Origin of the sequence: Chondromyces apiculatus DSM 436 (genome assembly GCF_000601485.1) — a bacterium.
Classification (GTDB): domain Bacteria; phylum Myxococcota_A; class Polyangia; order Polyangiales; family Polyangiaceae; genus Chondromyces; species Chondromyces apiculatus.
This window is the reverse complement of the sequence record NZ_ASRX01000077.1, coordinates 49,108-70,251: the sequence shown is the minus strand read 5'-3', so window position 1 is coordinate 70,251 and position 21,144 is coordinate 49,108. Positions and strand designations below refer to the sequence as shown.

Sequence of the window (21,144 nt, the reverse complement as noted above, 5' to 3'; positions counted from 1 at the left end):
GGGTGGCGTGAGGAGGGCGTCGCGGGGAGGGGCCGGGCTGGAACAGCCTCGGTTGGAGGCCGACCGAGGCTGTTCCGGAGCGGAACTGCACCGGCTGGTTTCCTCCCTCCGGCGTTGTTCCCGGGGAACTGCCTTGGTCGGGGGATGCCAACCGGTGTTGTTCCGCGGCTGCACTGCCTGCGGGAGACCGACGGGCCTTGTTCCGGACTGGAACTGCCTTGGTTGGTGTCCCGCGGTCATGGTCCCGCTCCGGAACAACCTTGGTAAGCCTCCGACGACCAAGGCAGTTCCTGGGAACAGCCTTGGTAGGCCTCCGACTGACCAAGGCAGTTCCTGGGAACAGCCTTGGTAAGCCTCCAGCGGGTCTTGTTCCAGTCTGGAACAACGCCGGTTGGCGTCCGACGGACCCTGTTCCCGGTCGGCGCCGTCGCCGAGGGGATCCAGTTCCGGTGGATCCGCGCCAGTCGCCAGGGCGAGGCGATCCGAGCCCGGTGACTCCGCGGCGGCACCCGGGGCGAGACTGCCCGCTCCCGGCGACCCCGGGACACCATCGGGTGTGAGGACGATCGCTCCCGGCGACTCCGCGGCAGTGCCGGGGCCCTGGTCGGCGGTTCAGGGTATCCTCCGGGGATGCGCAAGCCCTCGACCTTGCTCGCAATGACGCTGCTCCTCGCGGCGTGTGCAAGCCCGCAGCCCCCGGCGGGTGGGGCTTCGACGCCGGTGCCCGTGGCCGCGGCGCCGGAGGCTTCGGCATCCCAGGCTTCTGGTGCGGTGGCGACGGCCGGTGCGGCGCCCTCGGCGGCGCCCACCTCGGCGGCTGCGGTCGCCCCTGCGGCCACGCCTGGACCGGCGTCGTGTGGTGCGCTCGGGTGCTTGCTCTTCGACACGCCGGTGCAGGCGTTCTCGCGGGTGCTGGAGTCGTCGCCGCGGGTGCTGGCGGTGGGGGAGTCGCATGCGCAGCAAGGGAACGAGGGCGTGGCCTCGGCGACGAAGCGGTTCACGGAGTCGTTCCTGCCGCTGCTCAGCGGGAAGGCGTCGGACCTGATCGTGGAGCTGTGGGCGGTGGACCCGAGCTGCAACAAGCAGAAGGTGGCCAAGGTCCAGGAGGAGCAGAAGGCCGTCACCCAGAGCCAGGCGCAGGGGAACCAGAGCGAGTTCGTCACGCTCGGGCACGAGGCGAAGCGGCTCGGCGTGGTGCCGGACATCCTCCGGCCCTCGTGCGCGGAGTACGACGCCATCCTCAAGGCGGGGCAGGGGTCGATCGATCAGATGCTGGAGATGATCGCGCGGCTCACGGCGGCGAAGGCGAAGGCGCTGCTCGCGCGGGAGAGCATGGCGGGGAAGATGGTGGTGGCCTACGGTGGCGCGCTCCACAACGACCTTGCGCCCGGGCCGGGGAGGGAGCGCTGGAGCTTCGGGCCGGAGCTGCAGGCGCACACGGGCGGGAAGTACGTGGAGCTCGACATCATCGTGCGGGAGTTCATCAAGGACACCGACTCGTGGAAGGCGCTGCCCTGGTACGCCCACTTCAAACGCGACGAGAACCCGGACAAGGCCATCCTCTTCAACCCGGCGCCGGGGTCGTACGTGCTCATCTTCCCGCGCTCGTCCTGAGGTCTCCCCGAGGTGACGCGCGTCCTCTCGGCCCGCAGGCAGGGAAAACCGTCAGGGAGGCGCACGCGTTTGCTTCGTGCTTTGCGTGGCCCCGCGTGGCACTTCCGTTGCTGCACAGGTGATCTCCCTGGTACTCACCAGCGGGTACTCACCAGGCGGACATGGGGGTTCAATGAGAAGACACGGGTCGTGGAGGCGTCTGGGCGTGGTGGTGGGCGCGCTGCTCGCTGCGGGGTCGGCAGGCTGCGGCGGTGACGCGGAGGAGCCGGAGCCGGGCGTCGAACCGGAGCCGGTGGTCTGGGGGGAGTGTCCGCCGTTCTTCCAGACCGAGTGCGCGACGGTGGAGCTTCCGCTCCGGTACGACGAGCCGGAGGGCGCGCAGATCCCGATCCTCGTGGCGCGCAAGCTGTCGGGGGATCCCGAGGCGACGCAGCTCTGGCTGCTGGCGGGAGGGCCGGGGGGGAGCGGGGGAGACCTCCACGAGATCGTCGACGTCATGGCGGCGAACCTGCCGGGGTTCGACATCTACACGCTCGATCACCGGGGCGTGGGGCAGTCGGCGCGGCTGGGGTGCTCCGCCGAAGAGGAGACGTCACCCGGAGAGGACTACGTCCTCGCCGACGAGTGGGAGGGGTGCGCGGCGGAGCTGAAGGACAGGTGGGGGGAGGGGCTCGCCGGGTTCTCGACGACGAACGCCGCGCAGGACGTGGGGATGCTCATCGAGCGGACCCGGGAGCCAGGGCAGCGCGCGATGGTGTGGGGAGTGTCGTACGGCACGTACTGGGCGCTCCGTTACCTGCAGCTCCATCCGGAGCAGCCAGCGGCCGTGGTACTCGACTCGGTGGCTTCGCCGGGCGCGCAGCGGCTGTCGACGTTCGACCTGCAGTTCGATCCGGTCGCGAAGGAGCTCGCCGCGGTGTGCGCGGCCGACGCGGCGTGCGCGGCGCGGATGGGGGACGATCCGTGGGCGCGCATCGATGCGCTGTACGAGAAGATCGACGCGGGGCACTGCAGCGCGCTGGGGATCGACAGGCGGCTCCTGCGCCAGACGCTCGCGTACCTGGTCGCAGGCGCCACGGGGCGGAGCCTGCTCATGCCGGTGGTGTACCGCCTCGATCGGTGCGAGGCGGCGGACATGGAGGCCCTCGCGCACCTCTTCGAGTTTCTCTTCTCCGCAGGCTCGGACGACACCGGGTTCTCGCAGTCGCTGCAGAACCACGTCATGTTCTCGGAGATGTGGGAGGTGCCTGCGCCCAGCGTCGAGGCGCTGGAGGGCCGGGCCGCATCGACACGGGCCAGCCAGGATCTGGGGCCTTACGTGGGCCCTGCGTTCGACGTGTGGCCGCGGTATGCGCCCGACGCGCTGGTCGATCGCTGGCCACGGACCGAGGTCCCGCTGCTGATGCTCAACGGCACCATGGATCCGCAGACGCCCATCGAGACGGCGCGCGTCGCTGGCGAGCGGCTCCGCGGTCCCCTGCAGACGTTCGTCACCGTGCAGCGCATGGTGCACGGGGTCCTGATGATGCCCTCCGCCGATCCCGAGGCGCTCTCGTGCGGGGCGGCGATGACCTTCGACTTCCTCAAGGATCCCAGCACGGTGCCGGACACCTCGTGCGCCGAGGAGGTGATGCCGATCCCGTTCGAGCTGGCGGCGGCGCAGAACCAGCTCGTGTTCGGGACCGACGACACCTGGGACAACCCGGCACCGAAGACCGCTGCGGGCAGCATGGACGCCGCGAAGCAGGCCGCGCCCGCGCGGATCGACGTGGAGGCGGTCGCGCGGGCGCTGTCGCGGGTGCGGCCGCTGTCTTCGGCACGCGCGCTGGACCTGCGGCTCCGCTGAGCCGCGTGATCAGCGGGGGACGCTGGCGCGGATCTTGGGGGCGGGGCCCTTCTCTGCCTCGGCGAGGCGCTTCTTCGCGTCGGTGAGCGCCTCTTCGCGCCGCAGCGCCGGGGCGAGCGCCTCGTGGGCGGCCACCTCGGCGCGCAGGGTCTCCACGGCGCCCTTCTTGTCTCCGAGCTTGAGCTGGATCTGCGCTTTGAGCTTGAGGTAGCCGGTCTTGCGCGGGCCGTAGGAGCGGGCGAGGGCGCGGTCCACGGCGGCGAGGGCTTCCTGGTTCCTGTCGAGCGCGTGGAGCGCCTGGGCGAGGCGCGCGGGGGGCTCGTAGAGGTCGGGGAGCTGGCGCTCGCGCTCCTTGAGCATGGCCACGGCCTCGTCGCCGCGGCCCAGCTCCTGGTAGGTGAGGGAGCGCAAGTAGTCGTGGGTCGCGGCCATCTCCGGGGTCTTCGCCTCCTTCGCGGCTTGCTCCAGGAGCGCGAGGCGCGCCTCCTGCGCTTGCCGGGCGCCTGCGGTGTCGCCGGTGTCCTTCAGGGCGGAGGCGAGGATGCCGAGCGCATCGGCCCTGTCGTCGGGGGTGGAGCCCGGGGGCGGGGTGCGGGTCAGGGTGCGGAGCTGGGCGATGGCCGCCTCGCGCGCGGGGCGCTGCTCACCGGCAGCCTTGTCGGGGAGCGCGCGCGCGCAGGTGAGGAGGTAGCTCGCGAAGTCTGCCGGCTGCGCGGCGCCCTTCACCTCGGTGAGGTGCTCGCGCCCGAAGCGGGTGCAGGTCGCGAGGTCCTTGCTCTTGTAGAGCGCCTGGAGGCGCCCGTAGAGCGCCTCGCTGCGGCGCGGCCAGTCCTGGCCGGCGCCGTCGAGCGCGCGCCCGTAAGCGGCGGCGGCGGCGGTGTAGTCACCCGCGGACTGGGCCTTGCGGGCGCTGGCGAGGAGGCGGTCCGGGTGGCCTTCGGGCTTCGCGGCGCCGGCGCGATCGGTCACCGCGCGCGCGCCTTCCTCCACGACGGCGCGGACTTCCTCCACGGAGGCGGCGCCCGACCAGAGGCTCATCACCTCGCCGTCGGCGGGGTCGAGCACGAAGAAGGTCGGCCACACGGACATCTTGTAGCGCTCGACGAAGGCCTCGTTCTCGGGCCGGTCGGTGTCCAGCTCCACGAACACCACCCGATCGGCGAGGGGACGGAGCGAGGGGTCGTCGAGCACGTAGTGCTTCATGCTCAGGCAGGTGTGGCACCAGGGCGCCCAGGCATCGACGAAGAGCGCCTTGCCCTGCGCCCTGGCCTTGGCGCGCGCGCCTTCGAGGTCGTCGTGAAGAGGCGCGAGCGGCGGCAGCTCGGCGGACGCCACGGCGGCCTTTCCGGAGGGCGTCGCGCCGGGCTCGCCCTGCGCTTGCGTCGCCGCGACCAGGGGCGGCGGCACCGGAGGCGGAGGCTCCAGGGGAGGCGCCGAGGCACAAGCGACGAGCAGGGCTGCGGGAAGCAGGGCGAGGGAACGCGAGAGCATGCTCGATGCTAACGCGGTGCATGCTGAGAGGCCACCGGGCGCATCAGGCGCATCAGGCGCATCAGGCGCATCAGGCGCGTCAGGTGAACTCGATGCATCCACGCGTGCTCGGTGCGTTGCGGCCTGCTACAGCGCGCGGTGTGGTGGATCTTCTTCCTTTCTCACGCGCTTTCTCGAACGTTTTCGCGCGCGTTCCCTTCGCGTCGTTCGGTCGGATGTGTGCCTCTTCTCCCTCGCTCGGCTCGGTAGGGCGCGCGCGCGGCCGCGCTCCGGACGGCGCGGTCCTGCCCTGGATGGGGCTGGTGCTGGCGCTGCTGGTGATCGGGTGCGGCGGGGAGGGGACCCATGCCTCTCCGGCTCCGGGCGCGGCCTTCCGCGATGCCTTCACGGCCCACCTGCCGCCCTCGGCGCGGCCTGCTGCGTCCGGAGCGCCGGGAGCGTCAGCGACGTCGGGCGCGCCAGGCGAGGCTTCCGCATCGACCGGAGCGGCCTCGCGGTCGGGGCGTGGTGCTGCCCGTTCACGTGGGCCCTTCCGCGCGGGCACCTTCAACGCCGGGCTCGCGGTGGGCATCCTGGCGCATGCCGATGCGCGCGCCGAGCCGGTGGTGAAGGCGCTCGCGGAGGAGCCGCTCGATCTGCTCTGCGTCCAGGAGTTCTGGCTCGAAGAGCACTGGCACCAGCTCACCAACGCGACCGCGGAGCGCCTGCCGAACACCCACCACCTCGCGCCGGATCCGGGAGGGACGGCCCTCTGCGCGCCGGAGGATCTCGGGCGCCTCGCGGTGTGCGCGACGCCCTGCGGCGGGGCGAGATCGGACGCGGCGCGCTGCGTGCTGGAGCGGTGCATGCACGTGCTGCCCACGGTCTCGGGGGGATGTCTGAGCTGCCTCGGGCGCGATCCCCGCCGGTCGTTCACCGAGTTCGCGCAGAGCTGCGTGGATGGCGCGGCGGCAGCGTCGGCGAAGGCGGTGAAGCGAGGTGCTCGCGAGGTGCGCGATGCCCGACTGACGGCGCAGACCTTCTACGGGTACGGAGGCTCCTTCGGCACGGGCCTGCTCACCAGCGCGCCGATCACCGCGCGCGATGCCTACGTGTTTCCCTCGGCGCTGGCGCGGCGCGGGGTGCTTTATGCACGGCTCGACGCGCCGATCGGGCCGGTTCACGCCTTCTGCACCCACCTCACCGCGGAGGTGGGCGGGGTGCCGCACCCGGCAGGGGGGTCGTGGACCGCGGACCAGCGGCGCGAGATCGAGGCGCTGCTCGCGTACGTGGAGCGCAAGGTGCCGCGGGGAGAGCCGATCGTCCTGCTCGGGGACCTCAACACCGGGCCCGCGGCGGCGCCCTCCGTCTCGGCGCGCCTGCCGGGGCACTTCCAGCGGCTGATCGCGTGGGGGTTCGTGGATCCCAGCGGCGTCTCGGGGCCCCCGAACTGCACGTACTGTAGCGACAACCCGCTCTCCGGCGGGCAGGGGACGCGCGGCTCGCTCATCGACCACGTGCTCCTGCGGGGGCTGAGCGGCGCCTCGCACCGCGATCTGCTGCGTCGCCCGCTCGACGTGCAGGTGCGGGGGAAGCGGGTCCGCACCGGCTTCTCGGACCACTACGGGGTGGTCGTGGACATCACGCCTGAGGGCGGCTGAACGACGGCCCTCTCCTGCCGTCCTCCCTGGCATCGCTGTTGCTGAACCAGGTCCCCACCCTGGCACGACACCCTGAAAGTGGTCGGGTCAGTGACAGCATCCTGACGGTCCGGGCGGGAACCTGGCCGGACAGAGGAAAGGAAAAGACCCCATGGATCAGCAGGTTCAAAAGGACGTACGCGAGGCCATCTCCACGACGTACGGGCTGATGCAGGACACGCGCAGCATGCACCACGACGAGCTGGCGCAAGCGCTGCGCGCGCTCGAAGACCGGCTGAAGTTCGTCGAGAGCCGCCTCGGCGGCCCCGATCGCGAGCACGTCGGGCCCATCGATCTCTCCGAGGAGCTGGCAGACATCCGGGCGCTCCTGAGGCACTCCGGGATGCCGCTGACCGATCAGGTGAAGGCGCTCGTGCGCAACGTGCACCGGCTCGAAGGCCGCATCTCCCGTTTCTCGTCGCGCGAGATCGCCTCGCGGCCCCTCTTCGGGGTGCTGCCGGTCGCGCGGGTGATCCCGCAGGACCTCCACTCGGTGATGGACTACACCTCGGGCCTCAAGGCCGCCTCAGGCATCGTCCTCGCGCGCAGCACCGAGGCGAAGGTGGCGTCGGCCGTGCTGGGAGCCTCGGCCATCGGGGTCTCGGCGATGACCGACTACCGCTTGAGCCTCAAGAAGGCGATCCCCATCGAGACCCACCAGGTCATCGACATCGCCTGGGGCGCGAGCGCCATCGCGGCGCCCTTCGTGCTCGGCTACCACCGCAAGGACCCGCTCACGGCAGCGCTGCACATCGCAGTGGGCGCGGTGAACGTGATCAGCGCGTTCTTCACCGACTACCGCGCCGCCACCGGCGTGGGCCGCCCCGGCTGGCGCTGAAGCGAGGCATCTCAGCGCGTCTCAGCGCGTCTCAGCGCGTCTCAGCACGTCTCAGCGTCGGCAGGAGCGCTGGTCGCGGGTTCGGCGGGGGGGACCGCCAGCGTCATGGTCAGGGTACCGACGGAGCCTGGAGGCACCATGGTCGTGCCCATGGTCTCCACCCACACGCCGCGTAGCTCGCCCCGGATCATCACCACGTGGTGACCCACGGCCACCCCGGGGATCTGGGTGCGCGTGCCGCGGAAGCGCTCGCGCAAGCTGCCGTCCACGTGCACGGAGATCTCGCCGTCGACGTCCAGCCCGTTGGAGACCACCAGCTCGATGACGCCAGGGCTCGTGGCGTCGGTCTGGGAGCGGGAGACCCTGTAAAGCTCGGCCAGGCTGCTCTGGAACTCCGCCACCCACCCTTGCGTCTCCTTCTCGACCACCTGGAGCACGCTGGTGCGCATCTCCTTCAGGCGCAGGAGCATCTGCTCGGCCTGGAGGCGCGTCGGCGGCTTTCCACCGAGCTTCACCTGGAGCAGCGCCCAGTCGATCTGGAACTCGGCGAGCGCGCGCTGGAGCGCGAAGGCGCTGCCGATGTAGCGCATCCACGCCGTGGACAGGCCGAAGAAGCGATCGATCGCGACGCACCCGGCAGCGAGCGCGAACCCGACATACCCGAGCTGCCCCATCTCGGGGCTGATCCACTCGGCGTTCAGATCGGCGACGCGGATCAGGGGGATGAGCCCTCCCAGGGTGACGAAGAGGATGGCCAGGAACCTGAGCACCTGCGAGAGGACCGCCCGGACGTTCTTGCGCGCCATGTACCAGGCGATGGTCTCCAGGGTCTTCGCCTGCACGTGGAGGTAGACCTTGCCCAGCGACGGGGCGAGATCGCGCTCCCCCCAGGGCAGATCGTCGAGCGCCGTCTCCATCAGGTCTCGCGCAGGTCGGGGCCTCACCATGTACTGCGTACCCTAATGCAGGGGCCTGTCGGCCCCTACGCTCCCGTTGGTCGCTACCCCCGTTGCCTTCCAGGACGTCGCGCCGAGGACCGAGGGCGGAGCTGGGGTCGTGTTGGCGCTGGCTCGGGGCTGTCGGCTTCCAGGCTCCGGGTGCTAGAGTCGCCGGGCGTGACTGATCTGGCCGGAAGGTGCGGCACTTGCGGGGCCTTCACCCGCGTCCACGAGCATCCCACCCTCGGGAAGGTCGGCGCGTGCGCCCTCGAGGTCTTCCCGCCGCCGCTCAAGGCGACCGCGACCTGTCCGCGTTACCGACCTCGCGGCGCGCCTGCCCCGCCTCCGCGGGCCCGCGCGGCAGGAGAGCCGAGGGGCAGGGGGGCCTCGGCTCCAGCGCCCGTCGTGCGCCGCGTGGCTTCCGCGACCGGCGCCTCCTCCGCGCCTGCCACCTCCACCACCTCCACCACCGCGCCCGCGCCGCGATCGGTCCTACCCACGGAGATCGACATCGACATGGACATCGACGAGTTTCGCCGCGTTCTGCGAGAGGTCCTCTCGGACGAGCTGGGTTTCGGCGCCTCGGCCGAGATGGGCAAGCGCTGGGAGGGGGGCGAGGTGGTGCTGCGCCCCGGCAAGGAAGGCACGGCGGAGAAGAAGGTCCCGCTCGACGTCTTCTTCCACAAGATCGTGATGATCCGCGACAAGCTCCGGGTCCTCGAGCAGCGCCTCAACGCGCACGACAAGCTCAGCGACGCCGAGAAGGTGCAGCTCCAGGCGTACATCACCGGGTGTTACGGGACGCTCACCACCTTCAACGTCCTCTTCGCCCGCAAGGAAGACGGCTTCTCGGGCGCCGCCGGCAAAGACGACGAGTAACCCGGCCCCGGAGGGAGGACGCCGACGTGGCACTGAAGCAGCTCACGCCCGAGCAGATCCAGACCATGTCCCTCGAAGAGAAGGACGCATGGTGGCTGAAGAACGTCTACCGCGGGGACATGCCCCAGCTCACCTGGCGTTCGGCCATCACAGGTATGGTGCTGGGCAGCTTCCTCTCGCTGACGAACCTGTACCTGGGAATGAGGACCGGGTGGTCGCTCGGGGTCGGCATCACCAGCGTCATCCTGGCGTTTGCGCTCTTCAGGGTCCTCTCGCGCCTCGGCCTCGGGCGGGACATGACCATTCTCGAAAACAATGCCATGCAGTCGATTGCGACGGCGGCAGGGTACGTGAACGCGCCGCTCTTCAGCAGCTTCGCGGCGTACTCCATGGTCACCATGACCGTGGTCCCCATGTACCAGGCGGTGGTGTGGCTCCTCTGCCTCGGCCTCCTCGGGATCCTCTTCGCGTTCCCGCTGAAGAAGCGGTTCATCAATGACGAGCAGCTCCCGTTCCCGGAGGGCATGGCCGCGGGGGTGGTCATGGATGCGCTGCACGAGAGCGACGAGAAGGAGGGGCTGTTCAAGGCCAAGCTTCTCGTGGGTGGAGCGCTGCTCAGCGCCTTCATCGAGCTGCTCCGCGACGGCAAGGTGATGCGCTACTTCTTCGGCGCGGAGGGCATCCCGGCGGGCTACGACGACGTGCTCAGGAAGTGGGGGATCGCGCCCACCTTGCGCGGCGTCCCGCTCAATGAGCTGACCATTCGCTGGGACACCAGCATCATCTTCATCGCCACGGGGGGGCTGATGGGGATCGGCGTCGGCGTCTCGCTCCTCCTCGGGGGCATCCTCAATTACTTCATCCTGGCGCCGCTCCTGATCGCGAACGGGATCATCGTCCCGTACGAGGGTGGCGGCTACGGCTTGCGCCAGATCTCGCTCTGGGCCCTCTGGGGCGGGGTGGCGTGCATGACCACCTCCTCGCTGTACTCCTTCTTCTCGCGCCCCAAGATCATCGTCGATGCTTTCCGCGGCTTCTTCGGCAAGGGGGTCGTCAAGCGGGACGTCCTGGAGCACATCGAGCTGCCCATCAAGGTGTCGGTGATCGGCGTCCCCATCGTCTCGCTGGTCCTGGTCGTGATCGGCCACGCCTGGTTCGGCATCTCGTACTGGCTCGGCGCGATCGCGGTGCCGATGGTCTTCATCTTCGCGCTCATCGCCGTCAACTCCACGGGCCTGACGGCGATCACCCCGACGGGAGCGCTGGGGAAGCTGACCCAGCTCACGTACGGCTTGCTGGCGCCGGGCAACATCACCACCAACGTGATGAGCGCCTCGATCACCGCGGAGGTCGCCAACAACGCCTCCAACCTGCTCATGGACATCAAGCCGGGCTACATGCTCGGCGCCAAGCCGCGCCACCAGGCCGTGGGGCACGTCCTCGGGGGAGTCGCGGGCCTCACCCTCTCGCTGCCGGTCTGGTACTTCGTCCTCATTCGCGGCGACATCAGCCTCTACGGGACCGAGGCCATGCCCGTCCCGGGGGCTGTCACCTGGCGTGCGGCCGCGGAGATCCTGATGAAAGGCCTCTCCTTCCTGCACCCCACGGCCAAGATCGCGGTCGTGGTGGGGGCGGTCCTCGGCATCGTCATCGAGGCGGTGAAGCACGCGACGAAGGGGCGCTTCTCGCTCTCGGCCGCGGCGATGGGGCTCGCGTTCCTGCTCAACTTCTCGGACATCTGGGCGATGTTCCTGGGCTCTCTCGGGTTCTGGCTCCTGCAGAACCGCGCGGTGAAGTGGCACAAAGGCAACGAGGAGCCCCCGACAGTCCCTGGCGAGCCGGCGTTGCCGCTCCTGCCCGGGCCGAAGCCCTGGTACGTGCTCGGCGCGGAGAACACCGAGACCATCTGCGCGGGGGTGATCGCGGGGGGCGCGCTGATGGGCATCTCGCTCGCGGTGCTGGGGGTGCTGGTGCTACCGGACGTGGCGCAGCTCCAGAGCGTCGGCGAGGCGTTCCGGAAGGTGCTCGGCGGAGGGCCGTAGGGGAGCGGCAGCAGGCGCTGGTGGGGGTGATGGAGCGGAGTGCGGGCCAGGCGCGGGCTACGGGAGCCGTGAGGCGTCGGCGAGGGTGGAGGCGGTGAGCGCGCGCTGGGCCTCGATGTAGTCGAGCTGGCGGCGGAGCGTGTCAAGGGAGGGGTGACCGCTCCGCAGCACGGCTTGCTTCACGCTCCGCACCACCTCCATGCCGGTCGGGCGCAGGGTGTGGAGGCCCATCGCGTTGCGGCCGGTGTAGTCGATGAGCGCGGCTTCCCAGCCGGCGTCGAGGCCGGCGTCGCGGGTGGCGCGCGGGAGGGCGTCGAGCATCTCGGCGATGGAGCCCTGGGCTTCCCAGAGGCGGAAGGCGGCGCTGCGGAACACCCGGTAGGCGCGCAGGAACGTGGTGCCTGGGGCATCGCTCGCCATCTCGGGAGGGGCGGAGAGCTCCACGTTGGGGGGCCAGGGGCGCAGGTGGTCGTGGGCGTGGAAGATCTCGTGCATCACGTCGAGCTGGTCGCGCGGGGAGAGGCGGTCGACGTGGGCGAGGCCCTCGGGGCGGGTGAGAGGCCAGAGGACGAGGGCCGCGAGGGCGCTCACCTGGCCCCAGTCGTCGCGCCGGCCGTGGTCCACGAGGTCGAGGACCACCTCCCGGCCGCCGTCGAGGAAGAGGAGCAACCAGGTGCGGCCGCCGTACTCCAGGGCGAGGCGCTGTCGGAGCTGGGCGCCTGCGTCGCTGTCCCAGCGCACCTGTGCGAGCGCCTCGCGGCCTGCTTCGCGGGCGGCCTCCGCGCGCGCGAGGGCCGCGGTGGAGAGGCGCCGCTCTCCGGCGAGGGCCATGTCGACGCCGGTCGAGGCGCCGAGCGCCGCGAGGCAGGCGTAAGCCATGAGCCGGTCGGCGAGGTCCTCGCCGTGGCTGAGGATCTCGGCTTCGGAGAGGACACTTGCCATGCGCTCCAGGTGCCTCGGCGTCGGCTGTCGCCGCGGCTCGCCGACGAGCCATCCAGAGCCGGTCGCGACGTCGACGGCGACCGGGATGAGCGCGGCCATGCGCACGACGTAGGCGCACGTCCTGCCCTGGTTGCCGAGCATCGGGTCCTCGTCGTCGCTGCCGCCGGGCGGGGCCACGGCGCGGGAGGCGTAGAGGGGGAGGGCGCCCGGGTAGCGGTCCTGGTTCGGGGGCATGCCGGCGAAGAGGGTGGGTCGCGCGCTGTCCGCCGAGGCGCGGGGGCGGGGCGTCGTGGGGGTCGAGCCGAGGCTCTGTGTTCCGAGGCTTTGCGTGCTGGCTGCGGCTGGCGGGAGAAGCGCTCCGGGGGCGGCCGTGCCGGGAGCGCCGGAGAAGCCCTGGGCGAGCGCGGCGCGAGGGGCAGCGGCGGGGCTGCTGGCGAGCCCGTGGGCACGGGCGTAGGCCTCGACGAGGTCTTCCGGGGAGAACCGCACGCCACCCGGGGCGGCGGCCTTGCCGCTCGTCAGGTCGTGCTCTCCGTCGTCGTCGAGGGCGACGGGGGCGATGTGCGCGGCGCCATCGGCCATGAGGCCGCCGTAGAAGCGCAGGGCGATGGCCTGGCGCTGCCCGGCGTCGTGGGCGGTGGCGGCCACGAGCTGCGCGATCTGCTCGCAGGAGCCGCCGCCTTCGAGGAGGGCTTCGGCCACCAGGCCTCCGGGCTGGCCGTAGTAGCGCAGGTCCTCGAACACCTCCGCGGCCGCCTCGCGCAGGGGGAGGCGCTGCAAGGCTTCGCGCATCGCGGTGAGCCGTGACGCGTAGCGCGCTTCGGCGTCGGCCATGTCGAGGGGTTGCCCGAGCGCTTCGGCCTCGATCGCGCTGGCGCGCAGCAGAAAGCGGCCCAAGGCCAGGCGGCCGCCGCGGAGTTCGGCGCGCGTCTCGGTGAGCAGGGCCGCGCGGGCTTCCTGGGCGTGCGCCACGCGCGCTGCGCCTGCGGCGCGGCTCTGGGCTGCGTGGGCGAGGCCGGTGGTGGCCAGGAGGGAAGCCTCCCCGGAGCGCGCGTCCGGCTCGGCGAGCGCCTGCGTGCTGGCTGCGTGTGGTCTCACGCCGGCGAGGCCGATCGTGTGGAGGATCAGCGAGGCAGCAGCGGCGAGGGCCAGCGGGCGGCGCACCCGGAGAGAGTAACCCCGCGAGGCGCGAAGTTCCCGGCCATCTCAGCCCGGCAACTGGGAGGTGGAGCGGAAGCCGAAGCCTGACACCAGGTTCACGAGGCGGTCGGCGATGCCGATGCCGCGCGCCTGGAGCTGCGCCCTGTCGCGGGCGACGACGCCGATGCGGCGCATCCACGCGAGTTCGTCCTCGCTCAGAGGGCCGCGGTCGAGCGCGCGCAGCGCCTCGTCGAGCTGGTCGCCGTTCTTCGGGGCGGTGTAGCAGGCGTCGATGTTCGGGTTGGAGAGCACGAAGCGGTAGCAGTCCGAGCCGGTCGGGATTTCCTCGCCCACGGGCACGTTGGCGCGGTCGAGGAGCTGGCCCCAGGAGGTGGCGGTGTAGGCGACGATGCCGGGGCGCGGGTCGGGCAGGTGGGGGAAGACATCACGGTCGGCGCCCGGGTGGGCGGCGTTGTAGCGCAGCATCAGGTGGTCGACGCGGGGGTCGGCGGCGAGCTTCTTGAAGGTGGGGCGGTGGTGGCACGAGACCATCACGGAGCGCGCGCGGCCGAGGCGCACTTGCTCGGCGGCGGCGTCGAGGATGTGCTCCTGGGGCGGGAGGTTCCACCACCCGAGCAGGAGGACGTCGGTGTGATCCAGGGAGAGGGCGCGGAGCGCTTTGTCCAGCGACTTGCCGACGCCGGAGGCGCTGCGGGCGTAGGTCTGGATGACCAGGGTCATGGAGGCGCGGTCGCGGTCGCCGATGCGCTTGACGGCCTGACCGAAGTCCCTGGTGCGGGACGAGCCCCAGTAGATGAGGTTCACGCCGCGCTCGTGGGCGCGCTCCACGTCGCGGCCCGAGAGGCCGTAGGCCGCAGCGATTCCGAGCGGGCACACCGTGAGATCCGTGCGGCCGAGGCGCACGGGGGTCCAGGAGCAGGTCATGCAGTTCCTCCGCGCCCTCCGTGCCATGGTGCTCGGACGAGGTCCAGGGGCGGGAGAGCACGGAGAGACGGGCGCATGGACGCGTGGGAGGGACGCGACGCTCCCGGGTCGGGTTGCGCGCCAGGATGGAGGCGTTACAGCAAGGAGACATGCGTCTCGCGCTCCTCCCCGCCGCGATGGCGGTCGCTCTCTCGGGCGGTTGTTCGCTGCACCGCGCTTCCGCCGAGGAGGGGAACACCCGCGGCGTGACGAGCCCGGGTGCTCTGGCGGCGCCGCCGGCGCCGGCGGCGAGCACGGCAGGGGTCGAGCTGCCAGCGCCACTCCGACTGCTCGCGCCGCCCGCAGCGAGCGTGTCGGATCCGCTCGCTGCGTCAGGTGCTTCAGGCGCTTCAGGCGCGGCAGGCGCGGCGGGTGCGCCCGTGGGCCCGGGGGAAGCGGGGGCTGCGGGGCAGACCGGGAACCCGCTCTCGCGCATGTTCGACCGCGAGACGCGCCCGGCGCGGCAGTGGGCCTACATCTCCACGGCGGCGGGGGAGACCTGCCGCGAGGCGCTCAAGGCGACGGGGGCGAAGTTCAGGGTCCTGCCGGACGTCACCAAGCCGAACCGCAACGGCTGCGGGGTGCCCCACGGGGTGCTGCTCACGCGGGGGCCCACGGGCATCACCTACAGTCCGCCCATCCAGGTGGATTGCTCGTTTGCGCTGCGGCTCCCGGAGGTCGAGCGCATCCTGCAGGAGGAGGCGAAGGAGCACCTCGGGGCGGAGCTGTCGCGCGTGGTCACGCTGGGCAGCTATGCGTGCCGGCCGGTGGTGGGGCGGCTGGCCGGGAGGAGCGGGGGCATCAGCGAGCACTCGTTCGGGAACGCCGTCGACATCGCGCGGTTCGAGCCGAAGCGGGGTCGGTCGGCGAGCGTGATGCGCGACTACCAGTCCGGGGAGGAGCCGAAGACCGAGCCGACGCGGTTCCTGCGCGACGTGGTGCGGCGCCTGCGGGGCGAAGGGGCGATCCGCCGGGTGCTGGGGCCCGACTTCGACGCGAGCCACCGCGACCACCTGCACCTCGACCAGGGGACGCGTTGGTGGCAGTAGCGAGGGGCGACTCGGGCTACCTTGGCGCGATGAACGAACACCCGGATGCAGCTTTGCTCCACCGCATTGAGCGGTTCCTCGACGCCGTGCCGCGGGACCAGGGGCGCGTCGAGCCGTACGGGCCGCTGACCCTCTTCGTCCAGAACTCCAGCTCCATCCCTCTCTACGGGCGCCCCACGCTGGGCGCGACGGAGGTGCCCACGGTCGCGGACGTCGAGGCGGTGCGGGCGCGCCAGCGTGCGCTCGGCGTCCCGGAGGCGCTGGAGTGGATGCACGAGATCTGCCCTGGGCTGCTCGCGGTGGCCGAGGCGGCGGACCTCTCGGTCCAGCGCGTCCCGCTCATGGTCCTCGATCCGGCGCGGCTCCCTGCGGCGTCCGGTCCGGACGAGGAGCAGGTGCGCGTGCTCCACCCGGACAGCCCGGATTTCGCGGTCGGCCTGGGCCTCTTCCGCGCGGTGGCCACGGTCGGGTTCTCCACGGGCGGGACCGCCACCGGGCAAGAGGGTCCTGCGGCACGCGACGCGGCGTATGCGCCCATTCCGGACGCAGAGGCGATGCGCGCGCGGGTCCGCGAGGGACGGGCAGCCTACGCCCTCGCCGGCGAGGGGCCCGACGGCGTGCTCGCCGGGGGGGCTTACCAGCGCGCGGGCGATGTCGCGGAGATCGTCGGCGTGGCGACCCTGCCCGCAGCGAGGCGGCGCGGGCTGGGGGCGGCCGTGACTGCGGCGCTCGCGCGGTGGGCCCTCGCCGACGGCGTCGGGCTGGTGATTCTGTCGGCGGGCAGCGAGGACATTGCGCGTATCTATGGTCGCCTCGGCTTTCGTCAGGTCGGGACATCCTGCATTGCCTGTCCGAAGCCCGCCGGCGCCGACGCCGACGCCGACACCAAAGAATAGCAGGGACAGCGAGAGAGCGCGCTCGCGTGCGCGTGACGGCCGGGTGATGTGCGCGTGATGCCCGGAAGTCACCGCGGGAGCGCGCGTGGCTTGACGGTTGCCGCGCTGGCCTCACGGATTGCATGACGCGCGGCACGTCGCCGCGCATCCAACTCCAGGAACACCATGCGAAGCACCATGAAGGTGGGGATGGCGCTGTCTCTGTGGCTTGCCTGCGGCTGTGCCGCGCCCGACGACCCGTGGGAACGGTCGGGAGAGGTGGAGCCGGGATACCCTGGCGTGGAGGCCACGGTCACTGCGGGAGGCGAAGGAACAGCGGTGGGGGAGGAGCCAGGGGCGGGGGAGGAGCCGGGGAACGAGGCTGTGCAGACGCCAGGGAGCCTCGTCGGCCCGGGCATCCCCATCAAGAAATGTCCGGCGAAGACGGGGAAATTCGTCGCGCTCACCTTCGACGACGGACCGAGCCCCTTCACGGACCGCCTGCTCGGGTACCTGGCGGACAAGGCAGCGCCTGCCGCGTTCTTCCTCAAGGGCAAGAAGCTCGCGGACAACTTCACCGGACATGCGGAGCACCGCGCCCGCGTGGCGCGCATCGCGGCCGCCGGCCACGAGATCTGCAACCACACCTTCTCGCACAGCGGCCTGGTCGGCCCCTCCGAGGCCGCGGTCAGGGCCGACATGCTCGACGCGGAGGACCTGATCGCGGACGTCACCGGTCGCCGCACGCGGTGCATGCGCCCTCCCTACGGGGACCACAACCCGGCGGTGCTCTCCATCCTGGAGGACCTCGACTACCGGGTGATCATGTGGAGCCTCAACACGGATGACTGGAAGTACGCGAGCATCGAGTACCCGAACGATCTGAGCATCCCCAAGATGCTGGATCTGGTGACGAAGACCCTGCAGCAGGGGGCCGATCCGCTGATCCACATCCAGCACGACGCGGAGGACTCGGAGCCCTCGGTGGACGCGGTGCCTCAGGTCATCGACGCGATCCGCGCGCAGGGGTACACGCTGATCTCGCTCTCCGAGTGCCTCGGGGAGCCCATCGACGTCGCGGCCGACTGATCTGCCGACCCGGGACGGGCAGTGACGCCGCGGCTCGCGGCGGCCGCAAGGAGGTGCACCCTGCGGGGATGGGCGCTCAGTCGCCGACGAGCACCGTCGGCGCGCCCGCGACCACCACCCCGCCGTGCGCCGTGGGGTCACCCTGCCTTGCTGCCGGCTTGTCGTGGAAGAGCACCGTGCCCGAGCCGGCGGCGATGGTGTCGGGCGGTCCGACGCAGACGCAGGTGTCGCCCTGCACGGCGGCGGGCAGATCTTCGAGGAGCACCGTCGGCTCTCCTGGACCCTGCACCGCGCCGCCCACGCGCGGCACGGGGGGGCTCCCTGGCGTCTGGGCAGGGCAGGTGTGCATGTCCGTCAGCCGTGCGCCAGGTTTCACGGATCCTCCCTAGGTTACGAAGACCCGTTCTTCGGGGAGGAGCGCGAGGAGGACGGGGAGCGCGAGGAGGTCGCGGCGTGAGCCCCGCGCTCGCCGGGCGCGTCGTCGGTGGGAGCGCGCGTGGACGCCGCGGCTGGCAACACGCCCGAGCGACGCCCGTCACGGCGCCGTCACACAGGCGCTGTGGAGAGGCCTCTGGCAACACGTTCGAGCGAGGCTCGTCACGAGGACGCCACACACACTTCTTCATGACTCCCGGGAAACGCATCTGAGCGTGAGCCGTCACGGAGACGCCATGATCGCGGCTTAGTCCTGGCACGAGCTGGTGACGGAGAACCGCGCTGGCCCTCCCCGATGCACACCTCCGCATGGTCACGACGCATGGGCATCGCCGCGGCGCTGTCCTGTGCCCTCCTCTCCCGCACCGCACTCGCGCAGCCCGCTGGCGCGAGCGTCACCCCTTCCGCCTCGGCGCCTGCAACGAGCACCGCCCCCCCGCCGACGCCTGCGCCGGCCCCAGACGCGCCTGCGCCGGTGACGCTCGGCCTCCCCGCGGCGAACTCCGCGCCCGACGTGGCGCCTGGCGCGAACGCCGGAGCAAATGCCGGAGCGCCGCCCGCCGCGTCGCCCGCCGCGTCGCCTGCGCCGAAGGACAAGCCGAGCACCTTCTCCGCCGTGCAGAGCTCCCTCAAGGGCTGGTTCGAGCGCATCCAGCTCCGCGGCTACACCCAGGTCCGCTACAACCAGATCGGCGAGACCAACGAGAACCTGCGCAACATCCAGGGCGACCGGTCCATCGGCGGTGACGGAGGCTTCCTCATCCGCCGGGCCCGCCTCATCCTCCAGGGCGACGTCCACGATCACCTCTTCATCTACCTGCAGCCCGACTTCGCCACCATCGTCGGCGACCAGCTCCACGTCCCCACGCTGCGCGACTGGTATGCGGACGTCACCCTCGACGAAGCCAAGGAGTTCCGCTTCCGCGTCGGCCAGTCGAAGGTCCCCTTCGGCTTCGAGAACATGCAGTCCAGCTCGAACCGGGCGCCCTTCGACCGCGCCGACGCCACGAACGGCACCTTCAAGGACGAGCGCGAGCTCGGCGTCTTCTTCTATTACGCGCCGGCCCGGATCCGCGCCCTGTACCGGGACCTCGCCAATGCCGAGATGAAGGGCTCCGGCGATTACGGCGTGGTCGCCCTGGGGGCCTTCAATGGCCAGGGCGCCAACAAGCTCGAAAAGAACGCCACGCCTCACGTCATCGCCCGCGTCACCTATCCCTTCGAGATCGGCGGCCAGATCCTCGAAGCCGGCGTCGCCGCCTACCACGGCCTGTACGACGTCAGCACCAGCGACGAGGTGACGGTCGACGGCAGCATGCGTGACGTCCGCGCCATCGGCTCCCTCGTCCTCTATCCGCGCCCCATCGGCCTGCAGCTCGAATACACCATCGGCCGCGGCCCCGAGCTGGTCGGGAGCCGCATCGAGGAGCGCTCGCTGCACGGCGGCTACGCCCTCGTCTCCGCGCGCATCCACGACTTCACGCCCTACGCCCGCGTCTCGCTCTACCGGGGCGCCCGCAAGTTCGAGACCGACGCCCCGCGCTACAAGGTGAACGAGGTCGAGCTTGGCGTGGAGTGGCGCACCTTCAAGGCCCTGGAGCTGACCGCCGCGTACGCCTTCGCCGAGCGCACCTTCCCGGAGCCGCCGTACCAGCAGGAGAGCGGCAGGCTCTTGCGCCTCCAGGTCCAGTTCAACTACTGACCGAGCCGCTTTCCCACGCGGCGCATGGCGTAGGTGACCGCCTTCTGCAGGGTCCCCTGCGAGGCCAGCGCGTCCAGGTCCACCCCGAGATCCAGCAGCGAGCGCGACGATCTCGGGCCGAGCCCCGTGATCACCACCTCCGCCCCGAGCAGGCGCACCGCGAGCACCGTCCGGTGCAGGAAAGGCGCGAAGCCCGTGGGGTCTCCCGTGGCGCCGGTGACGTCGACGATCACCACCCGCGCGCCGCTCTGGTGCACCCCGGCGAGCGCCGCGTCCATCATCTGCCTGGACCGCGCCACGTCCACGGCTCCGACGAGCGGCATCACCGCCACCTCGTCCGTGATGGGAAGGAACGGCGTCGACAGCGCTTCGAGGTGCGCCTGCGCGTCCACCCCCGGATGCCGCGCTTCGATCGCCTCCGCCAGCGCCGGCGCCCCCCAGCGCCTGAACCCCGCGCAGGCCTCCCCGAGGTAGGCGCGCCCCAGCCGCGCCCGCCCTCGCCCCAGGTGGTAGGTCGCCGCGCGCTCGCACGCGATCGCCTCGACCTGCGTGAACCTCCCGCGCTCCGCCGCGGCGATGGCCTGATCGTACCCGTCGAGCGCGGCTTCGTGATCGCCGAGCAGCCGCGCCCTCTCCGCGTCGAGGAGGAGCCGCCGGGGCTCGAAGCGTTCGGCGCAGCCTGCCGCCCAGCCTGCGAAGCGGACCTCGATCGCCTCCATCGCCGCCAGGTGCTCGGCCCGCGCTTCGGCCTCTGCCTCCGGGCAGAGCGCAGCCCGCGCGAGGTGCGCATAGAACGCGACCTTGGGTGCCACGATGCTGTCCTCGCTCTCGGGTCGCTGGTGCATCTGACGCATCTGGCGCATCTGGCGCATCCATTCCTCCGCCGCGAGCGCCGCTGCGAGTGCGCGTGCAGCGTCGCCCTGGAGCCACGCGAGCATCGCCTTCATCGCCAGGGTGCAGGCGCGCGTGAAGGCCCGGCCCGGTCCCTCCACGGTGGCCCTGAACGCCTCCTCGTCGAACCCCGCGCCGCTCAGGGTGTCCGGGCCGGGCATCCTGCGCCGCAGGCGGGCGACGAACTGCCGCGTCATCGCCAGGAACGGGAGCCCTCCCGGCTCGCGGAGCTGCTCCGGCAAGGCGATGGCCTGCGCAGCTTCCGCGTCGATCTCGTCCAGGCCGTCGCCGCGGCCGAGGCGCACAAGGACCGCGGCAGCGTACGGGTGGCGGGGTTGCGCGGCGCCTCTCCCCTCGACAGGGTCGCGGTTTGCTGGAACCACGGCGGACGACGTCTCGCGGTGCAAGGCGAGCCCTGCACCCTCAGCGAGGTGCTGAAGCGAGAAGTGATCCGAAGGCGGCACGATCCTGCTCCGCCCCCCCCGGTGCAGCTATACCAAGGCACGCACGGCGGGGGCGGGCTCTTCTGGACATACGATCGTCCGTGCTCGCGGCGAGATGTGTCCGGATGAAAACGCTGCACGACCGGACGCTTCCTGCGCTGCGACGGAGCCCACCTCCCCCGGCGCCTGACCTCCCGTCCTGCGTTCCCTGAAGTGCTTTCTGGGCGTGCCCCCGATGACACATCGCATTCACGAGAGGCCGTGTCC

At 71.4% G+C, this 21,144-nt stretch carries 16 protein-coding genes; 10 read left to right on the top strand and 6 right to left on the bottom strand.

What is annotated here, in order from left to right; translation table 11 throughout:
• The first annotated feature begins 630 nt into the window (after window positions 1–630).
• Together CAP_RS35610 and CAP_RS35605 are read left to right on the top strand one after the other, a co-directional pair.
• A complete protein-coding gene (locus tag CAP_RS35610; protein WP_231511891.1) occupies window positions 631–1,614 on the top strand; it encodes a hypothetical protein in 984 nt (327 codons plus the stop codon).
• A 172-nt stretch (window positions 1,615–1,786) separates the two neighbouring features.
• Window positions 1,787–3,460, top strand: coding sequence for an alpha/beta fold hydrolase (locus tag CAP_RS35605; RefSeq protein WP_081865598.1), 1,674 nt, complete (start codon window positions 1,787–1,789; stop codon window positions 3,458–3,460).
• A gap of 9 nt (window positions 3,461–3,469) precedes the next feature.
• On the opposite strand, the gene CAP_RS35600 is transcribed toward CAP_RS35605, so the two are convergent.
• Entirely contained in the window at window positions 3,470–4,951 is a 1,482-nt protein-coding gene (locus CAP_RS35600) for a thioredoxin family protein (RefSeq protein ID WP_052376573.1), read from the bottom strand.
• A 215-nt stretch (window positions 4,952–5,166) separates the two neighbouring features.
• Here CAP_RS35600 and CAP_RS35595 point away from each other — a divergent pair, with 215 nt between their 5' ends.
• Both CAP_RS35595 and CAP_RS54420 read left to right on the top strand, forming a co-directional pair.
• Entirely contained in the window at window positions 5,167–6,591 is a 1,425-nt protein-coding gene (locus tag CAP_RS35595) for an endonuclease/exonuclease/phosphatase family protein (protein WP_044249127.1), read from the top strand.
• A 151-nt stretch (window positions 6,592–6,742) separates the two neighbouring features.
• Window positions 6,743–7,468, top strand: a complete 726-nt coding sequence (locus CAP_RS54420; protein ID WP_231511890.1) for an SPW repeat domain-containing protein — start codon at window positions 6,743–6,745, stop codon at window positions 7,466–7,468.
• 41 nt (window positions 7,469–7,509) lie between these two features.
• Here the strand turns inward: CAP_RS54420 and CAP_RS35585 are convergent, their stop codons facing one another.
• Window positions 7,510–8,415: an SLATT domain-containing protein gene (locus tag CAP_RS35585; protein WP_156041442.1), complete on the bottom strand. Its 906-nt coding sequence runs from the start codon at window positions 8,413–8,415 to the stop codon at window positions 7,510–7,512.
• Between the two features lie 168 nt (window positions 8,416–8,583).
• Between CAP_RS35585 and CAP_RS51365 the strand changes: the two genes are divergently transcribed.
• Both CAP_RS51365 and CAP_RS35575 read left to right on the top strand, forming a co-directional pair.
• Complete coding sequence (locus tag CAP_RS51365) at window positions 8,584–9,285, top strand: DUF8685 domain-containing protein (protein ID WP_156041441.1); 702 nt, start codon at window positions 8,584–8,586, stop codon at window positions 9,283–9,285.
• A gap of 26 nt (window positions 9,286–9,311) precedes the next feature.
• The gene (locus tag CAP_RS35575) at window positions 9,312–11,327 is read left to right on the top strand and encodes an OPT family oligopeptide transporter (protein WP_044249125.1); all 2,016 of its coding nucleotides are present in this window, start codon (window positions 9,312–9,314) and stop codon (window positions 11,325–11,327) included.
• 57 nt (window positions 11,328–11,384) lie between these two features.
• On the opposite strand, the gene CAP_RS35570 is transcribed toward CAP_RS35575, so the two are convergent.
• Window positions 11,385–13,433, bottom strand: coding sequence for a hypothetical protein (locus CAP_RS35570; RefSeq protein ID WP_044249124.1), 2,049 nt, complete (start codon window positions 13,431–13,433; stop codon window positions 11,385–11,387).
• A 42-nt stretch (window positions 13,434–13,475) separates the two neighbouring features.
• Window positions 13,476–14,354, bottom strand: coding sequence for an aldo-keto reductase family protein (locus tag CAP_RS35565; protein ID WP_052376570.1), 879 nt, complete (start codon window positions 14,352–14,354; stop codon window positions 13,476–13,478).
• Between the two features lie 149 nt (window positions 14,355–14,503).
• On the opposite strand from CAP_RS35565, the gene CAP_RS46265 reads away from it, so the two are divergent.
• From CAP_RS46265 to CAP_RS35550, 3 genes are all read left to right on the top strand, one after another.
• Window positions 14,504–15,442 (top strand): extensin-like domain-containing protein, encoded by a 939-nt coding sequence (locus tag CAP_RS46265; RefSeq protein ID WP_052376569.1) that lies wholly within the window; start codon window positions 14,504–14,506, stop codon window positions 15,440–15,442.
• A 29-nt stretch (window positions 15,443–15,471) separates the two neighbouring features.
• On the top strand, window positions 15,472–16,338 hold the full coding sequence (locus tag CAP_RS35555; RefSeq protein WP_044249123.1) for a GNAT family N-acetyltransferase: 867 nt from the start codon (window positions 15,472–15,474) through the stop codon (window positions 16,336–16,338).
• Between the two features lie 165 nt (window positions 16,339–16,503).
• Window positions 16,504–17,406: a polysaccharide deacetylase family protein gene (locus CAP_RS35550; protein ID WP_044249122.1), complete on the top strand. Its 903-nt coding sequence runs from the start codon at window positions 16,504–16,506 to the stop codon at window positions 17,404–17,406.
• Between the two features lie 76 nt (window positions 17,407–17,482).
• On the opposite strand, the gene CAP_RS35545 is transcribed toward CAP_RS35550, so the two are convergent.
• Window positions 17,483–17,755 carry a PAAR domain-containing protein gene (locus CAP_RS35545; protein ID WP_044249121.1) on the bottom strand — a complete coding sequence of 91 codons (273 nt, stop codon included), beginning with the start codon at window positions 17,753–17,755 and terminating at the stop codon, window positions 17,483–17,485.
• A 381-nt stretch (window positions 17,756–18,136) separates the two neighbouring features.
• Between CAP_RS35545 and CAP_RS35540 the strand changes: the two genes are divergently transcribed.
• Window positions 18,137–19,543 (top strand): porin, encoded by a 1,407-nt coding sequence (locus CAP_RS35540; protein WP_044249120.1) that lies wholly within the window; start codon window positions 18,137–18,139, stop codon window positions 19,541–19,543.
• Here CAP_RS35540 and CAP_RS35535 read toward each other — a convergent pair.
• Window positions 19,537–20,898, bottom strand: coding sequence for an STAS domain-containing protein (locus tag CAP_RS35535; RefSeq protein ID WP_044249118.1), 1,362 nt, complete (start codon window positions 20,896–20,898; stop codon window positions 19,537–19,539). The two genes, CAP_RS35540 and CAP_RS35535, sit on opposite strands and share 7 nt — an antisense overlap.
• Between the last annotated feature and the right edge of the window lie 246 nt (window positions 20,899–21,144).